The 22,624-nt window shown below is 47.0% G+C and carries 10 protein-coding genes; 5 read left to right on the forward strand and 5 right to left on the reverse strand.

Features of this window, described 5'->3' with window-relative positions; genetic code table 11:
• Window positions 1–30: 30 nt before the first annotated feature.
• The 4 genes from Q365_RS0103550 to Q365_RS0103565 all read right to left on the reverse strand — a co-directional run bounded on the left by Q365_RS0103550 (window position 31) and on the right by Q365_RS0103565 (window position 14,942).
• Window positions 31–11,238: a hypothetical protein gene (locus tag Q365_RS0103550; protein WP_028022054.1), complete on the reverse strand. Its 11,208-nt coding sequence runs from the start codon at window positions 11,236–11,238 to the stop codon at window positions 31–33.
• Window positions 11,235–13,064 (reverse strand): M23 family metallopeptidase, encoded by a 1,830-nt coding sequence (locus Q365_RS26080; RefSeq protein ID WP_051563721.1) that lies wholly within the window; start codon window positions 13,062–13,064, stop codon window positions 11,235–11,237. Before Q365_RS26080 ends, Q365_RS0103550 begins: the two co-directional genes overlap by 4 nt.
• Window positions 13,065–13,118: 54 nt before the next feature.
• Complete coding sequence (locus Q365_RS26085; RefSeq protein WP_051563722.1) at window positions 13,119–13,544, reverse strand: hypothetical protein; 426 nt, start codon at window positions 13,542–13,544, stop codon at window positions 13,119–13,121.
• Window positions 13,545–14,375: 831 nt separating this feature from the next.
• Entirely contained in the window at window positions 14,376–14,942 is a 567-nt protein-coding gene (locus tag Q365_RS0103565) for a helix-turn-helix domain-containing protein (RefSeq protein ID WP_028022055.1), read from the reverse strand.
• 88 nt (window positions 14,943–15,030) lie between these two features.
• On the opposite strand from Q365_RS0103565, the gene Q365_RS0103570 reads away from it, so the two are divergent.
• Entirely contained in the window at window positions 15,031–16,227 is a 1,197-nt protein-coding gene (locus Q365_RS0103570) for a benzoate/H(+) symporter BenE family transporter (RefSeq protein WP_028022056.1), read from the forward strand.
• Between the two features lie 394 nt (window positions 16,228–16,621).
• Complete coding sequence (locus Q365_RS0103575) at window positions 16,622–17,389, forward strand: IclR family transcriptional regulator (protein WP_028022057.1); 768 nt, start codon at window positions 16,622–16,624, stop codon at window positions 17,387–17,389.
• 19 nt (window positions 17,390–17,408) lie between these two features.
• Here the strand turns inward: Q365_RS0103575 and Q365_RS0103580 are convergent, their stop codons facing one another.
• Window positions 17,409–19,022 carry a GMC family oxidoreductase gene (locus Q365_RS0103580; protein WP_028022058.1) on the reverse strand — a complete coding sequence of 538 codons (1,614 nt, stop codon included), beginning with the start codon at window positions 19,020–19,022 and terminating at the stop codon, window positions 17,409–17,411.
• Between the two features lie 430 nt (window positions 19,023–19,452).
• Between Q365_RS0103580 and Q365_RS0103590 the strand changes: the two genes are divergently transcribed.
• The 3 genes from Q365_RS0103590 (at window position 19,453) to Q365_RS0103600 (ending at window position 22,533) form a co-directional block, all read left to right on the forward strand.
• Window positions 19,453–20,616 (forward strand): TRAP transporter substrate-binding protein, encoded by a 1,164-nt coding sequence (locus Q365_RS0103590; RefSeq protein ID WP_081796125.1) that lies wholly within the window; start codon window positions 19,453–19,455, stop codon window positions 20,614–20,616.
• Between the two features lie 90 nt (window positions 20,617–20,706).
• Window positions 20,707–21,234 carry a TRAP transporter small permease gene (locus Q365_RS0103595; protein ID WP_028022060.1) on the forward strand — a complete coding sequence of 176 codons (528 nt, stop codon included), beginning with the start codon at window positions 20,707–20,709 and terminating at the stop codon, window positions 21,232–21,234.
• Between the two features lie 9 nt (window positions 21,235–21,243).
• Window positions 21,244–22,533, forward strand: a complete 1,290-nt coding sequence (locus tag Q365_RS0103600) for a TRAP transporter large permease (protein ID WP_028022061.1) — start codon at window positions 21,244–21,246, stop codon at window positions 22,531–22,533.
• The last annotated feature ends 91 nt before the right edge of the window (window positions 22,534–22,624 follow it).

The following is a 22,624-nucleotide window of genomic DNA, read 5'->3' on the forward strand; positions in this document are numbered from 1 at the left end:
TTTGCCGTCTCCTATGATGCGATTCGGATATCAAATTTTGTCTTCAGTTTTTGTAGGGCAATGGCACCAAACTTCACGCGGTGTGTTCCCTCGTTGCACGTAGACGTTGAGGTGCGTTGGTAGGGGAGCTATTTGAAAACCATTCTGAGCAAATTGCTTGGCTGTAATCCGAACAGACTCGTTTTTGCTAAGGACATCGTCCGCCACTTCGTTATCAGATATGTTGGTGATCACAGCGCGTAATACATCTTTTTGTGCCACATCTTGTCGTGGTTCAGCGATGACAAGCAAGTGCGCATTTTCAGCCGACAATAGATCATCTTTGTATTCCGACCAGACAGTGTGATCGCCTTCTTTAATTCTTATCCATACGGCAATGCCGATTTCTTTGAGTGAACTTGCGCTTCCAACATCTTCACCATCGAAAGTGTTTTCGGTTGGTGTCACATAAACGAAATTCGCTGCCGAGACGCGAGCCAGCAATAAGTATGTAGCATCAGAATCTGCTGAAAGTAAGTGCGCTTTGTTCTTCATATCAAGACAGAGTTGCGCTGCAGCGCGCCTGCGGTATGGATCAGCGATCAGCATTAAACCGCTAGCAAGATCATTTGGGGTTATCCATCTAGAGGTGTCGGTACGGATATGTGGGAGACAAAGCCACGCAGGACCGTATATCGGATCGGTGTAAATCAACTCACGTTTTCCCTGTTCTTTGCCAATATTCAAACGCATTAGCAGTGGTAAGAGTTGGCGCATGTTCTCGATTGCAGGGAAATGATCACTCGCGGTTCCGTCTTCAGGTGAAGTTATTAACTTCGTTGGGAGTGAAAAATGCTCATCGACGTCGATAGCAATACTGTCACGATGGATGGGGACAGAGATGTAAATTCCGTCGTTCCAATCGTGCGCATTTGAGGTGTCAGTATCTAGAATTGGTGGTTGTGCAGGTCTGAGAATGCGCACTGGCGCTAACAAATCATCTACCATTTTTACTTCAAAAAGGGCATTTTCAGAATCTTTGCTGTCTTTGCTGTCTTTGCTGTCTTTGCTGTCTTTGCTGATCGGGGTAATACGAAGTAAGGCCGCTTCAACACCAGCAACAGAGTGTGTTACCTGCAATGACAGTGCAGGATCAGGTAAATTGCCATAGGTATATTGTATTGTTTCGGCAGAGTAAATCCCGTTTTCCTGTGCTGTTCCCTTTGGCAAGCTTTCAATAAGCCTTGGCAGTCTTACTTTGATGCCAAAGGCCTGAGGTTGAAGGAATTGCATGGTTGAATCATCCACATAAGACTCCCAACCTACCGCTCGCTGCGAAATTACAGTGCCAAATTCCGATACATCATAAAGCGTCCAAGAACGCTCGATACTACAGACTGTGTTATTGGGTTTTTCATCTGAGCCTTCATCACTAAAAGGCTTCGTTGATACTGGCTGAGAAGGTGGGAAAGTGATCTGTTTGTTTTTAGCTCTCACTAAGCCAGCATATGCGCCAAGCGTTACTGATGACAGATACCAGAAAGGTTCGGCTGCGGTGACATGTACGTCGCCACCTCGACGAAGGGCTGGCACCCTCGACAGATGAGTCATGCGCAATGCGCTGAAGTCAGGAAGCTTGGTTGAAGGTGTTTTGTTGTGCTCGCTTTGCTCGCTATAGGGCGCGGTTGGAACAACATCTATCCAGCCTTTGGAATGCAACTTCGCGCCCCAGGATACAATAGATTGAAGTGGCTTACGCGAGTAGCTGCGGGTGGTGGCGCCAAATGAAATTTTCCTACGAAGAGGGAGATTGGCATTGTGTAACCATTCTTCGCTATGTCTCGCGACACTTAATACGCTGTATGGTAGATCCTCGATGAGAACAAGGTGCGCACCAAGGATCTGTGGTGGTTCAAGTTTTCTGATACGCTGCAGATGCACGTCGGCTCTGTATTCGGGCGTTAGCATCTGTCGCAGGGTTTCATTTGAAAGTGGATGCGACGGTGCCTGATTCTTGCTGTCGCGTTGCGGAAGCATTGAAGCGCGAAGTTGAGCGTATCTATCGGTCGCTGCAATGGCGTAGCTTCTTGTGGTTGCCCACTCCTCCTCCAGAGGCAATGTGAGCTGGAGTCTGCCATCGACATCCGCTGCTACATAAACAGGATCGACGTTTTTTGGGGCTGCCACTGTCGTTTGAGGGTCAACGTTATCCAACCAAGAAGGGGGCTTGTCCGCAGTTATACTTAGCGGTGCTGAATTAAAGAAACGAGCCGACCACGTCTGATAGGTCATGATCATTTTCACGGCATTATCTGCGGCTAATAAAGTATCCCTGGTTTTTTTCCTTTCGTCTGGAGGCGTATCCGCCTCTGGCTCGAATGCGCGATCTATGTATGCCAGCGCCCGCCCAAAGTGTCGTGTGACTGGGTGGGCATCTTTGTCCTCGTCATCAAAGTATGAAGACGGCCATAGATCCACCCATGCATCATGGTCTGTATCGAACGTACCAAAAGGAGACGCTGACTTTCTGGTTTCACTGTCCCCATTCTGTTCTTTTTCCAGTGGTAGAGGGGAGATGTGTGGTTTTATACCTTTTGTAAACATGAATTTGTTTTCTTGTTCTTCTACCCAGTTTTTCGGCCAGCTTGGCGAGGTAGAGCTTGGCTTAGCCAGAACAAAAATGTCATCGCCAATATCTAAGAAGTCGGTGAGTGAATCTCCTGTTTTCAACGTTTCTGGTTTCCGAGGGCGATTTCGCCAGAAAATTTTAAGCGCTGTTTTCCCTACATTTCCGTTCAATAAGTCTGAGGTAACTGTGATTGAAAGCACTACTGCCTTGTCTTTACCATCTTTGCCCGCCCAAGGTTGAGGAAGGGGATGCAATGCGATATTGAGCATTCTTAGCGCGGCATCACCGAGCGCGGGTTGATCGGCAAATGCTCTGCGGGACCACTGCGATTTGATAGGCGCAGTGAGGCTTATGTGCTTTTCTATCTCATTGATTTCACTTTTTAGTGTTGAATAGACCTTACTCAGCTGTTCAACATATTTTTTAATCACAGTACATGCTGTATCTATTCGATGACGAATTTCACTTTGTGTTCGCAAATATCCCGTTACAGGATCTCTGAGTGACAGTGTAACTCCTAAGCCGAGGTGTCCCAGTGCGTTCCAACCTGAGGGGTCAAGGCTAGCGGTATTTGATGAAAGCCAATCAGTCGCACGTTTTTCAGTGGCGGCTTTTGGAGAGATGATTTCAATCTGGTCGACTTCTGCTGAATTGAGCGTGTTACTGCCAAAGGCTGCCATACGCTGTGATGCTATCCACCCAATAATGAGTGCAAGCCAGGGGTGGGTGTTTCCACCCGCCAATTGCCTGCCAAGATTTAACCACGCTGCAAGTCTTTGCTCAGCGTTGCTATCTGGTTTAGTTAGCATCTCTGCGGAGCTAAGTGGCAGTGTTTCAAAGATTTGACCTAACACTTTTGCACCTTCAATGAGTGGATCCGGCCATTCTAAATAGGATTCGGCCCATGAATACCATCCAGGCCACTGGGTGGCTGAATCATCATCAGATATCCCAAGGTGCTTTTGCCAACGCTTGGTGGCTACAAATGAAGGTGGCCAGTGATGCCAGTTTTGCGCATCAGCCAACGTAGCTGGAGTTTGGGCTGTTTTATGTAAATCAGCCGGTAACACTCGGGCAACGCGATGCCATTCAACGCCAAAGCCATCTGCATCATCAGCTGATAAATCAGCATTAACAAGCTTGTCCAGCTCTGTAGCATAGATAGCAAATTCAGCAGTTGCGGCGTAGCTTGTGCGTCCTTTTGCCTCGATGGCCGGCCAATCAAGTGAGATCACTCGTGCACCCGAGGGCGAAGCTATATATTCAAGCTGCAAGTGCGGCTCTTTTTCTGACTTTTGGAGTGCTGGAACGTGCAAATTACCACCAGTCGCTCTGGGGGCGGTGGCCAAAATACTGCTAGGTGTGCTGAGAGTTGGCCATTCAAAATGGGGCAAGGGACGCTTTCTCGATTCGAGCGTATTATCTGTTCGTCCTGTATCTTCCTCTGTATTGGATAGTGTCGCGAACAAACGGACAGGGGTAAGGCCCGAGTATGTCACGTGAATGATCTCATCGGTTTTCTCATCCTTAAGTTCGTGTCGCGCCCTTAAATATAAACGCCAAGCGCGCCCCTCTGGTTGATTGCAAGATACACAATCAACAAAGCTTTTGAGAGCGCTAGAGGATGGATGATTTTCGTCTACTTGTTTCCCACTATTGTCGATAAATTTGGTCTTTTGAAGGCTGCCATTGCTTATTTCAAATGTATAGTCACGACGTTCTTGGTCATCTTCAGAGTCAGTAGATTCAATGCTGTCTAAATGCAGCAGCAAATCTCCGTCTTGAAGTGATTGCCCTGTGGCTGACATCAAACCGCGCTCTTCTTCTTCGACGGCATCTGTGGGGTAAGCACCCATTGGAACGATGGGGAGAGGGCGCAGAATCAGTTCCCAACCGTCCGTTCCAGCAACGCCGGGGCGACTTGGCAACAACGGCTTTGTCCAAGTCACTGTTGCAACGGGCATGTATCCGTCGTCTGTATTCGACTCTATGTCCAACAGGCAACTCGCATTGTCCGCTGGAAGCGGCGTAAGAGTCGGCTCGAATTCAACCATGAAGGTATAACTTTCACCGATACCGCCTGATTGGTCTTCAGGGGTAACGGTCACATTGAGAGGTTGGAGCATTTGCCCTGCAGGAAAGTTCTCACCAAACAGTTCAGAGAGAGAAACAGTAATTTGATAGCGCGGTGCGAGCCGTTTCTGTTCGCCATTTTTAGCTGTGTTGTCAACGCCCAATAGGTCAGCAGGCTTTGTGGTGCGTTGCATCAACGTTCTTCGTGAGCCATCGGAAATCCGAACGTTATAGCATTTTAGATACGACTCTGGATTTATGTCTGCGCCCGGCGCGTGGTCGGGTATACCGCCTCCCCATGCCAGCTCCCAACCAACGGTCAACACCTCCTCGTCGCGGAAAGTCACGGGGTTATTAAAAATGGGAGGGAATGCAGCAAAGTTTAGTCGATAGAAATCGATGACAGGATTGAGTAAGAACGGGAAGGCAATATTAGTATCAATTTTTTCAGAATTTGCTTTGGAAAGTGTTCGACCTGGCAGAACGAAATTGTTATCAAACGCCAAAGCCTGAGGATCATCCGTCATTCGCATTAACCAATGGCTTGATTCTGCATCGTCGTCAATTTCAACAACCAGACCCAAATCTAACAAGGTTGGACGTCCTTTTTCAGCCAAAACCGCATGGACACCTTGATTGGCAAGCGTCACCAAATCGTCATAGAAGCTTTGCAGAAGGAAGCTTTGCATTCCCAAAGCCTGATCATCCAACTGGTTCTGCTGTTGGTTCTGCTGTGATTGAAGCCGCCGCTCTTCGGCATCAATTGATTCCATCAACACCCGATCATATTCGTTATTTGTGTCTAATTCGCGTTTCGGGTTTCGAAGGGCTTTGTCCCCATCCTTGAGGCGGGCGTCTGACATTCGCTCAGACGTTACTGTCTCTTTAGGTATAATAAGTTTGCTCAGGTCGCTGTAGTTATCAGGGAAGTATTTCTCTTCGTCAACATTTACTTTCAATGTGTAGCAAGCCGCCAGCAATTCATGCAACGAGTAGGGGGCTGATGTATCGTCATTGGTGACTTTCGTTTTCAGAACAACAGATTGGCTTTTTGCATCTGTCGTTTCGAACGAGCGAGTTGTGGGGTTGAAAGTGCGAACACCTTCGGTATGTCGCAACGTCGCATAATCTACCCACGTCGTTTTTTCTTCATCGTTTTTTTGAAATGTATTTCCGTAAATTGGGTAAAAACATTCGTTGTTCGGTCCTGGCATTATCCAGATATAACGCACCTTCTCGCCCGACGCCTTGATACCTTTTACTTGGGTAAGAACAAAATCAAATTCTTTGGGTGCGCTTACCGCTGCGTTTGTTTCAGCTTCACCTCCGCCAAGAGCGGTCGGTTCTTTTTCGAACGGTATATCGGAAGCTTGTTGAGATAATGCTTCAACCTGATTTTCTGGTACCTCGGTGATTGCGTTGCTAAGAGCTATTTCACCTTGTGGTAATTCGCCTTGTTCTTCGTTTGTTGCAGAGGATAGCTGTGATTTTGCACCGGATTCTTTTGGACCCAATAAAGTGCCATCGGGAACTTTTGGTGGTTCGCCGGGCGCAAGAAATGAGGACATGTAGGGCAGGAGAGCTTGTCGCGCGCTGTTCACTGCATTCTCATTCAAACCAATGGCAATACCCGCGCGTAGAGACCGTCCAAACACACCAATAACAACGGTAGCTCTTCCTCTAAAGCCCATATTGCCGATACCACTCCAGCCTATCTGCATGCCAACAACGATTTGGACTGAGGCTGAAAAACGGATGTTGAAGTTAATTTTCACAAAACCAATTTTCAGTCTTAGCCAAGCTTGAACGCTGAAGCGCACCGACAGATCGAGTCCAACCTCACCATAGAGCTTGGATGCGAGTGGTCGGGATAAATAGAGTGCTGTCATCAATCGTGTTGCGAAGAACACGTCAACACGCGCGATTAGCCGAACACCAGTAAAACCTAGGTTTACGCCACCCGAAAGTTCCATTCCACCTCGGGCGGAAAGATAAATGCCTTGAACAATAGCATCATCCTCTATGCGCATCAGCACACCGGCCCTCACTTCAATTTGAAGTGAGCCGATTGACCATTTGTACATGAGGCGATCGGGCCACCCGAGCTCTGCATGAAATAGCCCGGGTTCTATGAGCATGGTCGCTTCGAAGTGACTGTTCTTGAATAAACCGTGAATTTCCTTCGGCCATGGGTCGTTGGGCTTACCAAGATAAGGATTGTCGTGCTTGGCAGCGTGAACCAAGAATCGACGTTGTGGAGCGGAGTAGATCATAAAGCCACGGGCCAGCGGGCGGCTTCTCATGCCATCCGTGTCGTTAAAGAAGTCATCAACACTAACAGGGAACCATATTTTTGCCGCGGAAAGTAGCGTGAAGTCTGAACGCAAAGCCGCAAGAATTTGTGCGATAAAGGTTTTTAATTTCTTTTCATTTTTGGCGTTGTAGTCATAAAGTCCGGCTTGTTGGGTGCCAGTTGTCATCACTGATTCGAGTGCGACAGTCCACGGGGCAGAACGATTGCCTTTTTCTGGGTCCGGCTCCCAACTGTCTATTCGCGCAAGTGTTTGGTGTTGATCAAGCGCTTTTAGCATCTTTTCAATGAGCTCTTGAAGCGTTTTGATCTCTGGGTTTTCAAAGGTTTTTATCAGAGGCAAGGTGTAACGGTAGCCAAAGCCCATGCCAATTTGACGCAGGTAAAATGGCAGTGGGGCTACCTGAATACTCATTTTGGAGGCTTCAATTGCTACGAACCAGGCATGTACCCAAGGAGCATTTATATCTTCACGGAGTCTGACGAACGAAAACGCGGCTGAAAGTTCTGGAAAGCCGGGAATTTGGACTGTCCCCTCACCAGCAAACCCACGAATTAAATCGCTTTCATACCGGTCGACACGCCCTGCAATTCTGAACCCTTCTGGTGATGAGATTTCAACGCGTAACCCTTCAAAATTAATTTGAGGCAAGGATTCGCCTGCTCGAGGGAAGCCAATACGACAAGCGTGGAAATCAATTTCAGCGGAGACCACATCACCAATTTCTGCGAATTCGCATTGGCCACCGATGGCAATCGCAGCACTAGGTTCTGAAAATTCATCAAACTGGGGTTCGAAACCGATAGAACGAATTTCCATTCTGAATAGGTTATATATATTGAAGGTGACGGGCTCGTTGAGCTCAACCATCACCTTCAGTTCATTGGCAAAATCATCGGAAAGTGGGGCTTTAACAAAATCACACCGCACGGATTTAAGGTTTTCGAGCAAGCCGTTGCTGAATTCATTCTCATTGGGGGTAAATTGCGCGGAGCCGGTAATCTCGAAAAAGAAGTTACGTTCAGCACCGGTTCCACTGTACCGAAGCTCAAGAACACTAATTTCGAACTTGAAGCGTGTGCCTCGGGAGAATATCGGTTCGCCTTTCGCTCCAAGCTCACAAATGAGTTCATCGAGTTCGATGCGTTTTTCTTTCTGGATAAAGGTGACGCTCAACGAAATGGGGGCTTCATCAAGCAATTTTGGTAACGTGCCATTAGCTGCGACGCTGAGCATTTCCAATTGGTTATTTACGATCTCAAGTCTTGCATGTTTCAGCAGGAACGGCGCGTTAAGACCTTTGACGCGGAATGGAGAAAGAATGAGCTTGGCGCTGAGCGATAGGCCTCCGGGACCGAGGTCAAATGTCTCAACAAGGAAGTTTAGTGAATCACGGCCGAAGCCCTCATACCGAACTAACATATCCACATTCTCTGCCAAGCCGACAGATAGACGCCCACCATCAATTTTCAGAGTCAGACACTCCATTGTGTTTACTGACTCTGGCAGTTCTCTGGTAAAGCGCTTAATGAGATAGCACTTCAATCCAAGAGCATTGATGGGTTTGGACCAGTAACGAAATTCGCTTTTATTGGGTTCTGGTAGTGAGGTGTTTTTAACCCAAACGTAACCGTTTTTTTCGATTTCTTGCGTAAGAGTGAGGGTAGTTGTGCCCTCAATACTGAGTGCACAATCTGCTGGGTCGAAACGAAACAGCACAGTGCCAGATAGCTGATTTGTGCCAGAACCGTCGCCAAGCGCACTCAAGGTAAGTGCAATCTCTGTTTCTATTAATATGTCATCGGTTTGTGTTTCGTAGATGACCCTTTTGATTGATGCAAGTTTGGCAGGTGACGCATTTTGGTCACTGCCAAAGAGGTTCATCAGGCTATCCAGCGCTTGTATTTTTATGGAGTATTGCCAGCTATCTTGACCAAATGTGGGGGTGGAAAAGTCATTATAGCCGAGTGAAACAACGGGTGAGGCCGGCGGTAAAGGCGGGGGGAAACCATGTTCCCACGAGGCGTTATTAGCTGCTTCTTTAGCAAGGATAATAGGTGGTTCAACTTGTGAAGATAAGGTGTCAGCAATGCGTAAGCGCCCACCTCCTGTTATTCCGAGGATCCGAATAGCCGTTGCTTTGTTTAAACCGTGTCCCACTGCGAAGGTAATAAAGGCTTCGTCATTTTCTCTATTGCTACTCATTACATCCCGTTGGCCGCTGTCAGGATCGTTGAGCGAAAAGCCGATTTCGGCTCGCGCAACCTGGGCCGTGAACTGTGTATCTCCTTCTGGTTTTTCGTAATGGAACAAGTAAGCAAGGCTATCTTGATTGCCCTCATGCCGCAGAATGAGAGAGCGAGCATTGGGACGGGCGAAGTCGAATTTCAGGCCAGGTAATACGATTTGTATGGGTTCATTTGCAGTGGGAATGGGGGTGAGTGCAACTCCTTTTCCATCATGAGGCAGCTGAACTGTGCTTCCTGCCTGATATTTGAGTTCATACTGCAGTGGTTTGCTGCCCGTTATGGGGGTCCAAATTTGACTGGCTTGTGCTTGTTGTCGACTGATTGGCTTTGCACTGTCGAGCCAATCCAACCGAATTTGGGTGTCATCCCCAAACCACGCCACTTCGAGTGCAAGGTGCGTTTTTTCTGCCTCTCGGGGTGGAGTGCCGGCTGGTGGCGTTGAGAAAAGGCTATGGCTGAGTGCATCAAGAAACTGCCCCCCCACCTGTGACCAAGCGAGATAAAGCCGTTCGCTTTTACGAAACTCCCCAGCAATAAATTTAATACCATGGTCGTTATCAGAGGTTTTATCCGGCAGCGGCTCGCTCAAGTCTCTGGCGAAAGTAAAGGTCTTGTGCAAATCGGTGTGAATCTTTATGTAAGCTTGTTCATAGGGTGAGAAGAAATCTGAAACCTTGGTTGGAAGTTTGTCTGGTAAACCGCTGAAATAGGTGGTGGGCGTATACTTCCCACCCGGATCTTTGGTAAGCACATGGAAGTTTCGTGTGTGTAAACGGAGATCTGTTTCGTAGAGTGTGTTTTTAGAATCGAACAGGTCGCTGGTTATTTTCAGGCCACCTATTTCCAGCAGCACATCGACACAAAGTGGCCCAAGGTCATTTATTTCTCCCTCAGAGTAAAGACCAACGCGAATATACCAACATTGTGCGGACACGTTAAGCGCATTAAATGGCAACAGGTCAGTGCCATAATTAGTGTATGAATTGCCCTTGGCGTCGGTTTTAATGTTTTTGTCTTGTTTCGGGAAATAGTCTTCTACAAGTTGTACAAAAATTTCATATTTATTGGGTGATTGATACTGAACAATCATTTGAAAGTCTTGCCAGTCGGCTATTTGTGTCTTGTTCCACATCACCAACAGATGTTCAAGCCGTGCAGTCACCGCATATTGGTTTCCTGCGTTTCCAATTTTTTGGAGGCGTAACTCGCTCGTTTTGACTTTCAGGCCAAGGGGTAGGTCAATGTCAACGGGCAAATCGAACCGCCAGTCAGGCAACTGAACATCTTGATCTTGGAATATGGGAAGTGATACGCCCACTAATTCAGCAAACCATCGACCAAAGCCATTTAAGTGCAGTGGGGACATGCCCGACACATCAAAAAGCCGGATTGGCAGCCAGCCGGTGCTAATGGGGAAACTGTCTAAACGCAAACGAACGAGGATATCATCGACACGAAAGTTACCAAAAACTAACGTAGGGGGAGTAAGGCAAGCAAAACCAGAGCATACAAGAACCTCAGCACTGGCTATGGCATCAATTTTCATTTTGTCGCTGTCATCATCTTCTTCTGGATTACGAATTGTTTCGTTGCCTGATAGTGTCCCCTTTATCTTCCAGCACGCTTCCATCTCTAAAAAAGGGGCCTTTTCCGTCCACCCTCCATTAGGTTGTGCCATTCGAAGTGAAATGGATACGCGCTCAAGAGTTGCATCAAACAGGGTTAAGCCTGCAATGCCGTGATTGCTAAACTTGGATGTATCTTCAATGGTAAGTGTTGTGCTTTGAGTACCAAGGTTGGCTTCTGTGAGCGTATGTTCTTCTTTCAACTCGAGCTCGAACGTCTGCGACTTAATTTCAGTATGTATACACTGGAACCAAATCTTTTTACGATTTGGTTCATCTGAATCTAATGATATGGAAATAGTCAGTTTCTCACTACCAAAGTCCGCCGGAGAAATCAACTCGCACTCACCGTGAAAAATATCAAAGGTCATTGTGAATTCTCCGCATCTTTATCGATGAGTAATTTGAGGAAATAGAGTCGAGGTGAGATGAGAGGCTGATCCTCTCTCTCCGTTTCTCGTGATCTTTTGACTGCTGCGCTGAGTAGGGACTGGTTTAATTCCAAAAGCCCAGTGAGAATGATATCGAGATCTGCGTCGTCTAGGCGGGTTTGGGTATTTTGTACTGAGGCAGGCGCAAAGAAATCCTGGTATATCTGTTGCAGTCCACGTTGCAACTTCGTTAAAGCGTCAAGAGTTTTCGATTTCGCTAATTCTCGACGATGCAAAGTAGAGTCATCTTGCGAGAGTGAGAGGGATGCTGAGTGTCGATATGCGTGACTATACGCAGTGTAAAATAAAAGTACGCAGGCTTTGATGCGTTGACAAAATTTCTCAGCGCGAGAGTTATCGCGCTCTTCAACACTCGGCCCCAAAATAGTCGTCAAGTCCAAAGGCCAAATGGCTTGCATGCCCGATGTAGTGCCGAAATCCAAAGATACAGCCGTTATGTCTTGCTCTTTTTTTGACGAAGAGGGGCCATGAGGAAGAGATCCCTTCAAAGTCGCGATATGAAAAGCGACTTGAGCCTGATCAGTGGCTACCAGAATTGCATGCCCATTCACTCCCAACCCACAAGAGGGTAGTGAACTTTTCGTCGGAACCGGCAATTTCTTTGTACCAAGGTCTCTTAATCGCCGGTTGCTCATTCCAGCGCGAATTGACGCACCGCCCATTAAATACCCAAGTGCATGAGCACCTACCAATAGCGCTCGAGTAACTGAACCGCCGAGAGGTGTGGTGTTATTTGAGCGGATATCTTGGATTTCTTTACCTAATGTGTCGAGTACGCGAGTGTGTGATACCCTTTGCGGTTGAAGCGCTCTCATTGGGGCGTCTATCTTGCCGCGCCAAACATCACGCATATACTTTTTTAAATCATCTCCAAATGTGGTCTTTCTTTTCGATTCGGCTGCGTGGTGAGTAGTCTTTTGATTGGCGATTCTAGATTGCAGATTTTGATAGGCGGCTACTGCGTGTAAAAGGCGGCGCGTGTCGTCAAAAGCGATATATTGAAATGGCGCAGCAAGTGGTTTTCTTTTTTGTCTGCCAGAAGGCGTTCTTTCCCTCTGGTGTTTAAGTACGCCCCAAGCGATTAGCCTGCCTGCTGGTCTTGGTGGCACCCATTTGAGCCCAGAGATATCTCCACATTTTGCATGGCTGCCATTTTTGTAGTCCAACTTCCAGCCCAATATTGGTATAGGGTCTGGTGTGTTTTCTTTCGTAAAACTGCCATTAAGGGCGATAGTGAGATGGACATGGCAGGAGGTTATTCCGCAAGGGCCGTCTTCGCTACATTCCCCTTTAGTATCAGCATTTCCTGTACATCCAGCATAACCGATGATTTCACCTTTCTTTACATCTCCACTGCCTCTGGCAAAGCGCGACAAATGACCATAACGGAAGTGAAGCTCTTTACCATTTAGTGTAGTGACGATGGCAGCACGATTCCCCAAAGCGTTAGGCTTTTGGTCATCGAATATTAGTGTCAGTTTTCCATCTGTAGCGGATAGAATAGGAGTTTCAACCGGGAATGGCCCATAGCCAGTATATATGTCGACACCGTTATGTTTGCCTTCGTTTCTCCCTCCTCTTTGGCTGGATTTGGGTCTCCAATCCAAACCACCAGAGGGAGGGTAGTAACCACGATATTCCCCAGCATACCCTTTCAGTGCTTTAGCTTTACGTTGGGTCGGATAGCTGCCTTCGAATAAAGACTCGCTTCGCTGCTCTTTAGGAATGATGATATCTTTCGGCATCAATGCACCACTAATTCTATGAGATTGCTACGATTTTCTGCTTGGTTTTGATGTTCATCCAACTTTAAAAAGTGACGACAGCTGATTGAACGCATAGGGTGCGAAGAGCGCAGAACCTGCTAAAAAGAAATATCCGACACTGGTCAAAGACTCTGATATAGATTCACTGTCCTGACAAAACAATGCATAGATAAGCCAATAGGAAATACCGATGGTTGCAGCCGCAAGAGCCATTGCTCCAAACGCACCTGCCGTTCTGCTGAAGCTGCCAATGCTGGTGGAGTGTTCTTTTGCGTCACCTGTATCAGAGTCGTTTTTATTCTGAGGGAGTACTTTTTCAGATATTGATTGCTGAAGAAGCGATTGGCTATTTGGCTCTTTGTGAGTGGCTGTTTGTATTATTACTTTTAAACCCCAAATTAGAACAAAAGTCATAATTATATTGGCGGAAAAATAAGAAACATAAATTAAACTATTCATTTTGTAGCATATGCCTAGGTGGAGAGGAGGTTTGATAATATTTGTACCTGCTGATGATATTGTCAACTTCTCTCGATCAAATGATTTATATAATTATCGATTGTTATGGGGAATCATAAACTAAGACTGAATTCTTTATTTGTAATGGCATTTTATGTTTCTAAAAGATGTTTAATTCTTCTGTATATATATTTTTCATGTGGCGTTTTATATGTGAGATTTTATAGGTTTTTATTTGATGGTATTTGCGATAAGTATCTGGATTTTTTTTGGTCCTAAGGGAAAATGAACTGTTGTATTTGTGTTGGAGTTAAACAATTCTATCATTGGTATATCGGAGTTGCTTTTGAGACATTTGTATATTTACTGCTCGCTCGTGGATGATCTCGATATCAACGCTTAAGCTTTATATGCAAGTCTAATTCTGTGTTGAACATGGAGTTAAGATTGGGGTATGGCGAAGTAATCTATTGATCGGGTATATACTTGGTAGATAGCGAAAAAATCCCGCAATTGGATGTGTGATATTCATCACGATTTTTCAGGTTTTTGGTTTGACAGCGGAGTATGTCATCTTTGTAACTTGTTTATTCATGCGATACGAATAGAAACCCAACCAACGAAGAGTTCGTTATCGCTTCACAAGCGGCTAGCTTTGCTAAGTAAGTAACGACACCGAATGGTTATATGAAAAGCCGCTGATGAGAATCAGCGGCTTTTTTTGTTTCCTTGAAAGTTGGTTATCTCAACAAACACGTTTTTTGTAATCTCGCGATTTGTCTACATTCAACTCACTAAATTTAAATAAGATTATACCCGAGCGTCTTCAGGTTACTTGGGGATATCAGGGTAGTGAATAACGTTATGAAAAACAGCATTTACCTCACCCATGTTTTTGTAGCCATGGGTTTGGTTAGCATTGAAGCGTACGGCTTGTCCTGCACGTAATGTATGCCACTCACCATCAAACAATACTGCCATTTCGCCAGAAATACACAGGATGTGTTCGGTAACGCCAAGGTTGTGAGGCTCAGATTCATGCTGATAATTGGGGGCGAGGGTCAGTTCAAATATCTCAAAACCTAGTGCGGGTTCGAAAGGAAACAACAAGCTGACAAAAAATCCAACATTGTATTCCTCACGTCTTAATTCGTTCGCATCTCTGAAAAGACTGGTGAGCTCATTGTTGGAGCTGGTCGTGATAAAACTCGAAAATGACACATCGAACCCCGAAGCGATTTGCCAAAGTTTTGCTACGGTTGGGCTGGATTCTCCACGCTCAACTTGACCCAGCATTGCTTTGCTCACCCCAGTAGCTTTCGCTGCTGTATCCAAGCTCCAGCCTTTTTCTTTACGAAGACGCTTTAAGTGATCACCGACTTTGATTTCTGTTTGCATATTTTCTCAACAAATAACTTGTGCGCTATAGCGCACGGATGCTAGGTTGATTAGGTGGACGTTATAACGCACATAGAGACGAATTAACATGACAAAGCTAAAACTTTCCCATGTAAGCACGGGTTTTATCGCCGTTTTCATTGGTTATGCGAGTGCTGCAGCGATAATTTTCCAAGCTGCGATGAGTGCCGGTGCCACTGAAGAGCAGGTCGCATCATGGTTTTGGGCGTTAGGGATTGGTATGGGCGCAACCACCATAGCGCTCTCATATCGCTATAAGAAACCTATCGTCACAGCGTGGTCTACACCTGGTGCGGCATTGTTAATTACATCCCTTGAAGGGCTGACAATGAATCAGGCAATTGCCGTATTTTTGTTTAGTTCGACATTAATCACGATAGTCGGATTAGCGGGAATATTTGAGCGAGTGCTAAAACAAATACCAACAGCGATAGCATCTGCCATGTTAGCGGGCATTTTACTGCAATTTGGATTGGGCTTGTTCTCGTCATTAGCTGAAGAGGGTCTCGTAGTCTTTGTCATGCTGGCGGTGTTTATAGTGGCAAGAACTTGGTTAGGTAACTTACTGGTTCCCAGTATTTTCATCATCGCACTGGGAATGTGTATTGGCATGGGGAAATTAGATGTAAGTGCGGTGACCTTGGGTGTCACCGTTCCTGTATTCATGACGCCAGATTTCGAATTTTTCTCGTTGATCAGTGTTGGAATACCATTGTTTATCGTGACCATGGCCTCTCAGAACTTACCGGGATTCGCGGTATTGAAAGCGAATGGTTATGACGTTGATTCGTCCAAAGTGATCACAACCACTGGTGTGACAGGTCTTTTATTGGCGCCGTTTGGTGGCTTTGCTTTTAATCTTGCCGCAATCACTGGCGCAATTTGTATGGGGCCAAATGCGGATGAAAACCCTAAGACACGTTACATGGCCGGGATTTCTATGGGTGTGTTTTACCTGTTAGCGGGCATCATGGGTATGTCATTTGTTTCTCTATTTAGCGCCGTTCCTGCCGCGATTGTCATTGCGATTGCAGGTCTTGCGGTGATGCCTACACTAATGAACAGCTTAGCGGTGTCGATGGCAGACACTCAGCATCGAGAGCCAGCACTGCTTACGTTTCTGTTTACGGCGTCTGGCACGAATCTATTCGGTATCGGCAGTGCTTTCTGGGGGCTGTGTATTGGGCTGCTCTGCTACTGGTTACTTGGGTATACAAATAAGGCCAGCGCGGGTCGTAAAAATGGCGCTTCGTCGATTCAATAGCGGAAAGTACTTCAATTAATGAACAGACTGTGTGACAAACAGGAATCTTGATGATTAGCTGTATGGCACGCGGTACTATCGGCTTGATATCAGGTCGTTAGCGCTTAACCATATATACCCAAGCAACCCGAAGGGAGGCCATCTTCAGGTTACTTGGGTATACGTCTTAATTTGCTCTCATCCTCTCCCTGTTCTTTCTATGAAATAAAAGTACATCGCAATGCGGTGTTTAATGGCATGCTTATCCAATATGATTTCGTGAACATTCAGGACTCAATGTCTCAATTAATGGATGCGAGTTGGCGATTTTTATCGATGCTTAATAAAATCAAGATACTTTGATGTTTCATTTATCACGTTCCTATAAAGAACAAACGACAAACGGAAGGGTAGAATGAAGGAAACACAATCAACGCTTATTCGTGGCTTTCATATCCTTGAAAAGATTGTGAAAGCAGACAAGCCACTCTCTAGTGTTTATCTTGCCGAAGAGTTGGATCTTCCAAAACAAACCGTTCACCGCATCGCGCAACAGCTGGAAGAAGAGGGGCTACTGCAGCGAGAGCCTGATGGTAAGCGCTTTACGGCTGGCCCTCGATTACGGGATTTGGCCAGAGACACGCTCAAGAATTCCTCCATCAATGTGCACCGTTACACCATTCTTAAAGAACTATCGGACGAGATAGGGGAAACCTGTAACCTCACCATTTTGGACGGCTATGAAATTCTGTATTTAGAACGCGTCGAAACCAACTGGCCATATCGTATTCACTTGCCAGTCGGTACGCACTATCCATTGCATTGCACGGCCTCTGGCAAATTGTTCCTATCGGACATGAAACCGACTGCACGTAAGCGATTGTTGAAAAGTATGCCATTAACACGCGAAACTGCTCAAACCATCACGGATATCGATCAGCTAGAAACCCATTTAGCGAAGATCGCCGAAGATGGGGTCGGCATGGATTCAGGCGAATTCCTTGATGATATGGTCGCGCTTGCTGTTCCCGTGATTGATAACGATAACCGCGTTGCTTTTACCGTGGCAGTTCATGCGCCATCGGCCAGAAAAACGACGGAAGAACTCAGGCAGTATTTGCCGCTGCTGCGTCGCGCCGCTCAGCGTTTGGCGGTGGCTGAATTCGGTATTACCGACGAGTAAGAAGCAATGGCGACGAAACCTAATGCGGGATATCGTTGTCTTCCAAAATCATCTCTGATGCCTTTTCGGCGATCATGATCGTTGGCGCATTGGTGTTGCCAGAGGCAATCTCGGGCATTATCGATGCGTCAACCACACGTAAATTCTCCACGCCGTGCACTTGCAGCCTTGGGTTCACCACAGCCATGTCATCGATGCCCATTTTGCAGGTGCTCGTAGGGTGATAAATGGTTTGGCTGTATTCTCGCGCAGCGACTAATAATTCTTCATCAGTTTGGTATTTCTCTCCAGGCACATATTCACTTAGCACATGCTCCGAAAGTGGCGGTGTGCTGGCGATCCTTCGTGCCACTTTAATCGCATTGATAATCACCGTTTGGTCGCGTTCATCCGAAAGATAGCAAGGTTGAATGGCAGGGTGTGCGAGGGGATCCGTCGACGTGATTTTTACACTCCCTCGGCTGTAAGGGCGAAGTTGACACACTGACGCGGTAAACGCAGAAAAAGGGTGTACGCCGTCTCCCGGTTTATCGGCGCTCAGAGGTTGCATGTGAAATTGAATATCTGGGCGTGTGAGATTGGAGGAAGATTGGGTGAAAATGGTCACTTGGCTTGCTGCCAATGTCAGTGGTCCGGTGCGATTGAAGAGGTATTGTAGCGCCACCATGACGCGTTTTATGAGACTGTTTAATTCATCGTTCAAGGTTCGCTCGCTGGTTTTGAAAACCAATCGGACTTGCAGGTGATCTTGCAAGTTTTCGCCGACGCCCGCTAGGTCATGCAATACCGGAATGTTGAGTTCATTAAGCAACGAAGACGGGCCAATGCCAGAGAGTTGAAGCAATTGCGGCGAACCAATGGCACCCGCGCTCAAAATCACTTCGCGACTTGCCATGATTTGCTGCTTTACGTTGTCTTTGAGCACTTCAACGCCAATGGCGGTCTTGCCTTCGAACAGCACTTTGGAGACATGATGACGGGTGAGAATATCCAAATTTTTCCTGTGCTTCGCGGGGCGTAAGAAGGATTTAGCGGTACTCCAACGAAAGCCTTTGTATGCCGTTTGTTGGAAGTAACCAACACCTTCTTGAACTTCACCGTTGCAGTCAGGGTTGTAGGGTATACCGAGCTTGATGGCTGAGTTGATAAAGTGGTCTGCAATGGGGCGGCGTAATCGTAAATCACTGACTTTTTGTGGACCGTTTACGCCGTGATAATCATCGGATCCGCGCTCTTGGTCTTCGGATTTTTTGAAGTAGGGAAGCACTTCTTGGTAAGACCAGCCTCGGTTCCCCAATGCGGCCCAATGATCGTAATCTTCCGCTTGTCCGCGGACATACAACAGGCCATTGAGTGCGCTAGAACCCCCTAACACTTTTCCTCTTGGCCATTGTAACTGGCGTGAATTAATACCCGGATCTGGTTCCGTGACATAACACCAGTCTGTTTTTGGGTTATGCATGGTTTTGAAATATCCCACCGGGATATGCAACCAAGGATTGTTGTCTTTCCCGCCTGCTTCTATCAAAAGTACCCGAATGGAAGGGTTTTCGGACAGCCTATTGGCGAGTACACACCCTGCTGATCCCGCACCGACAACGATAAAATCGTAATGATTTGAAGATAATCCCATCTTTTCCCTTCTCCCTGTCTGCTAGTAGATGTCATGAATTCAAGGCGACATCCTCTCGACTCAATCCAAACTTGGAAATTCTCAAACATTGAAATATGAGACTAGTTATCTCGATTTTCATAGTCAAGGCTTGAATTTTGGTTTTTCTATGCCATAAATGGAATGGTCCGGTTCGAAAATTAACCAGCCATTAACATTTCCACGGTTGGAGAATGATGACGAACCAAGGGCAAATCTATCGACTGAACGTTGGATTGCTTGGATTTCAGAGCGCGATGAGTGAACACAGACCGCTTTGTATGAAAACGCAAATGTCGGCATGCCAGCGTAAACGTTTGAGCGAAAGCCAACACAAAGGAGTGCGAGCATGAGCAAAAATCGGGAGATACTCACGAGAAGGGATTTTATGAAGGTGTCCGCCCATTTTGGGATGACATCAACCCTGATCGCGGCGGGTACATTGGGAGTAGGAGCCACCGTATCCACGCTGGCGAGAGCCGCTGAAAACACACAGAGCGAACGCTATTCTGTCGCGCCAAAGTTTCAGCTGAAATTTGGAGCGTCAGGCTTTAACGAGAAAAACCTCGATATTCAAAAATCGGCACAGCTTTTTTTCGCGAGAGACCTTGAACAACGGACAAACGGCGCGATTCGCGTTGAGTTTATTGGTAGTAACCAAATCTGCGGTCAAACCAATTGCGTGAAGAAAACACAGCAGGGCATCGTTGACATGTATTCGGCGTCGACCCAAAACTCGGCAGGGGGCGCACCGTATCTCAATGTGTTGGATTACGCCTACATGTTCCCATCCCGCGCTGCGCAATTTCACTTTTTCTACAGTAAGAAAAGTGAACCCTTGTTTAGAGAGCCCCTGCGCCAGCGTCATAAATTGCAATTCTTGTTTACCCACTGCGAGTTACGAGGCATTCAACTTGGCTTGAAATGGAAAGACAAGCCATTGGTAACGTCCATCGATCAACTTGCTGGAACAAAAAACCGTGTCACGGGCACGCAACTTGGGCGCATCGCCATGCAGTTGATGAACCTCAACCCTGTCCCAATTGCCTGGGAAGAGACACTCGATGGCTTGAAACAAGGCTTGATCGACGGTGCTGAAACCTGGATGGGCGCAGTAGCGTATGCAGGCATGTCTCCTGTGGTATCGCAATGTGTTGATCTCAAGTTCTTCTCGGGGACAGAACACACGGCGATGAGTTTGCCGGTGTTCGACAAGCTGGGGTCAGATCTTCAAGACGACGTGATGGAGTCAGCGTATGTCGCGCAAATCTTCACACAGGGCATGAATGAAGCCGCGCTCACAGACATTGTTGGTGCGACAAACCCACCAAGACCGGGCACTATTTTCGCGGAAAACAACACCCGTGTTGCCACCTTGTCTGACGCCGAACTGCGTAAAGCTGAGGAAATGTGTTCGCCAGAGTTTAATCCTGAACCTTGGGAGCAATGGCGCGATCGCTTGAACAAGTGGTCAGGTGGTCACGATACCTACCAAGAAATCTACGACATTGCGCGAGAAATCCCTCGCGATACTTCCGCTGTCAATGTGCCACCACAACGCTGGTGGACGAGCTAATAATGGTCGCGTAGCGTCTGTTTGCGGATGTGAAAACACATCCGTAAACAGGCCTGTGCGTGTCTTTACTCCAAGATCTGTGAGGTCAGCATGAAACCGCTACACACCTTGCTCAAATGGTTAGATGAAAACACGGAAAAGGTCATCATCTTGATCACCTATTCAAGTATGGCTGGCATTATTTTCGTAGAGGTTGTTCGGCGGTTTTTGTTCAACCAACAAGTGCCATGGAGCACCACCGTACCCGTGTTGCTTTTTCTCTGGGTCACCTGGTTTGGTGCTTCGTACAACATCAAAAAACGCACACATTTAGCCTTAACAGAAATTCGTGGCCGACTCTCTTATGGCCTTCAATTTTGCTGTCTGGTGTTAGACGCGGTGCTTTGGATTGCCTTTGCAGGCATCGTGATTTATCACGCCACCAATCAAACCTATATCGCTTATGACAACTTCGCGATTGTGGGGGGCACTGATGATGTTATGGAGTGGTGGTTCTATCTAGCAACGCCGCTAGCATGGGTGCTGATTATTATCCGCGTGCTGCAAAATTTGGCCAAAGACATTAAGCAATATCAACGTAAAGAGCCGTTTGTGCTTCAAGCGTCGTTACTGGATTAGGAGCAGAATATGGAAGACGGCACACTTATCACGCTGATCTCTCTTAGCGTGACACTGCTTTTTATTATCGGCGTTCCCATTTTTCTCGTGATTGGGTTTTGGGTGGTTGGTTGTAGTTTGGTTATCGACTTTACCCTTGCCAATATTGGCGTGACCTTGTTCGAAGGCTTGAATTTCTTTGGCTTGCTGGCGTTGCCGCTGTTCATTATGACGGGGGATTTGATCAACGCCGCGGGCATTGCCAAGCGAATGTCGGATTTTGCGTATTCCATATTGGGATGGGTGAGAGGCGGCTTGGGCATGGCGACCATTGGTGCTTGTGGCATGTTCGCGGCCATTTCCGGTTCGAACGCGGGGACGACGGCGACGATCGGCTCCATCATGCAACCTGAAATGGCGAAGAACAATTATGATGAACGATTCGCTGCTGCCACTGCTGCGGCAGGCGGTACGGTCGGGATCATCATTCCGCCAAGCATCATTTTTATCGTTTATGGCTTCCTGCTGGATCTCTCTATCAGTGACTTGTTCGTTGGGGGCATGCTACCGGGTTTACTCATGGTGATCGCCATGCAGTTAGCGTGTTACTTGGTCTGTAAGAAAAACGGTTGGGGGAATTTAATCAAATTTGAACCCAAGCGTATTCTTAAAACGGGCTTAAAAGCCTACCTTGGTATCATCGCCATCGGTATCGTGATTTACGGCATTTATTCTGGTGCGTTCTCACCCACAGAAGCGGCGGGTGTCACTGTCGGGTTTTGTTTGATAGCGGGCGTACTCATCACGCGCCAAATCAAACTGCGTGAGCTGCCGAACATCTTACTACGCTCAGGGCAAATCACGGGCATGCTAGCGCCATTGATTGCGGTGTCTGTGGTGATGCAGCAGTTGCTTTCCCTATTGGGTGCGGGCGAAGTGGTACGTGGGTGGATGTCTGCGATTGGCGACCCCACCTTTGTGTTGATTGCCTGCATGATGCTGGTGCTGTTGGCCGGAACGGTGTTAGAAAGCCTGCCAAACACTATCATTCTTGCGCCAATTCTTGCGCCGATTGCCTACAGCGTGGGGGTTGATCCTATCCACTTTGCAGTCATCTTTTTGGTCGGGGATGCCATTGGCTTTATTACGCCGCCTTATGGGTTGAACCTTTATGTCGCCAGCGGAATAACGGGAATACCGTATTTCACCATTGTGAAATATGTACTGCCGTATCTGTTTGCACTCATGGTCGCGTGGATGATCATTGCATTCTGGCCGCCGCTTTCTACGTATTTGGTGCAGTTCTCGGCGGTCGGCTAGGAAGCTTCGCTTTCTGCATCCTTGATATCACCACAATGAAAAACGGCGCTGTATGACAGCGCCGTTTTTGTTTCCAATCGTGGTTCGAAGC

Source organism: Enterovibrio calviensis DSM 14347, assembly GCF_000621165.1.
In the GTDB taxonomy this organism is placed as follows: Bacteria; Pseudomonadota; Gammaproteobacteria; order Enterobacterales; family Vibrionaceae; genus Enterovibrio; species Enterovibrio calviensis.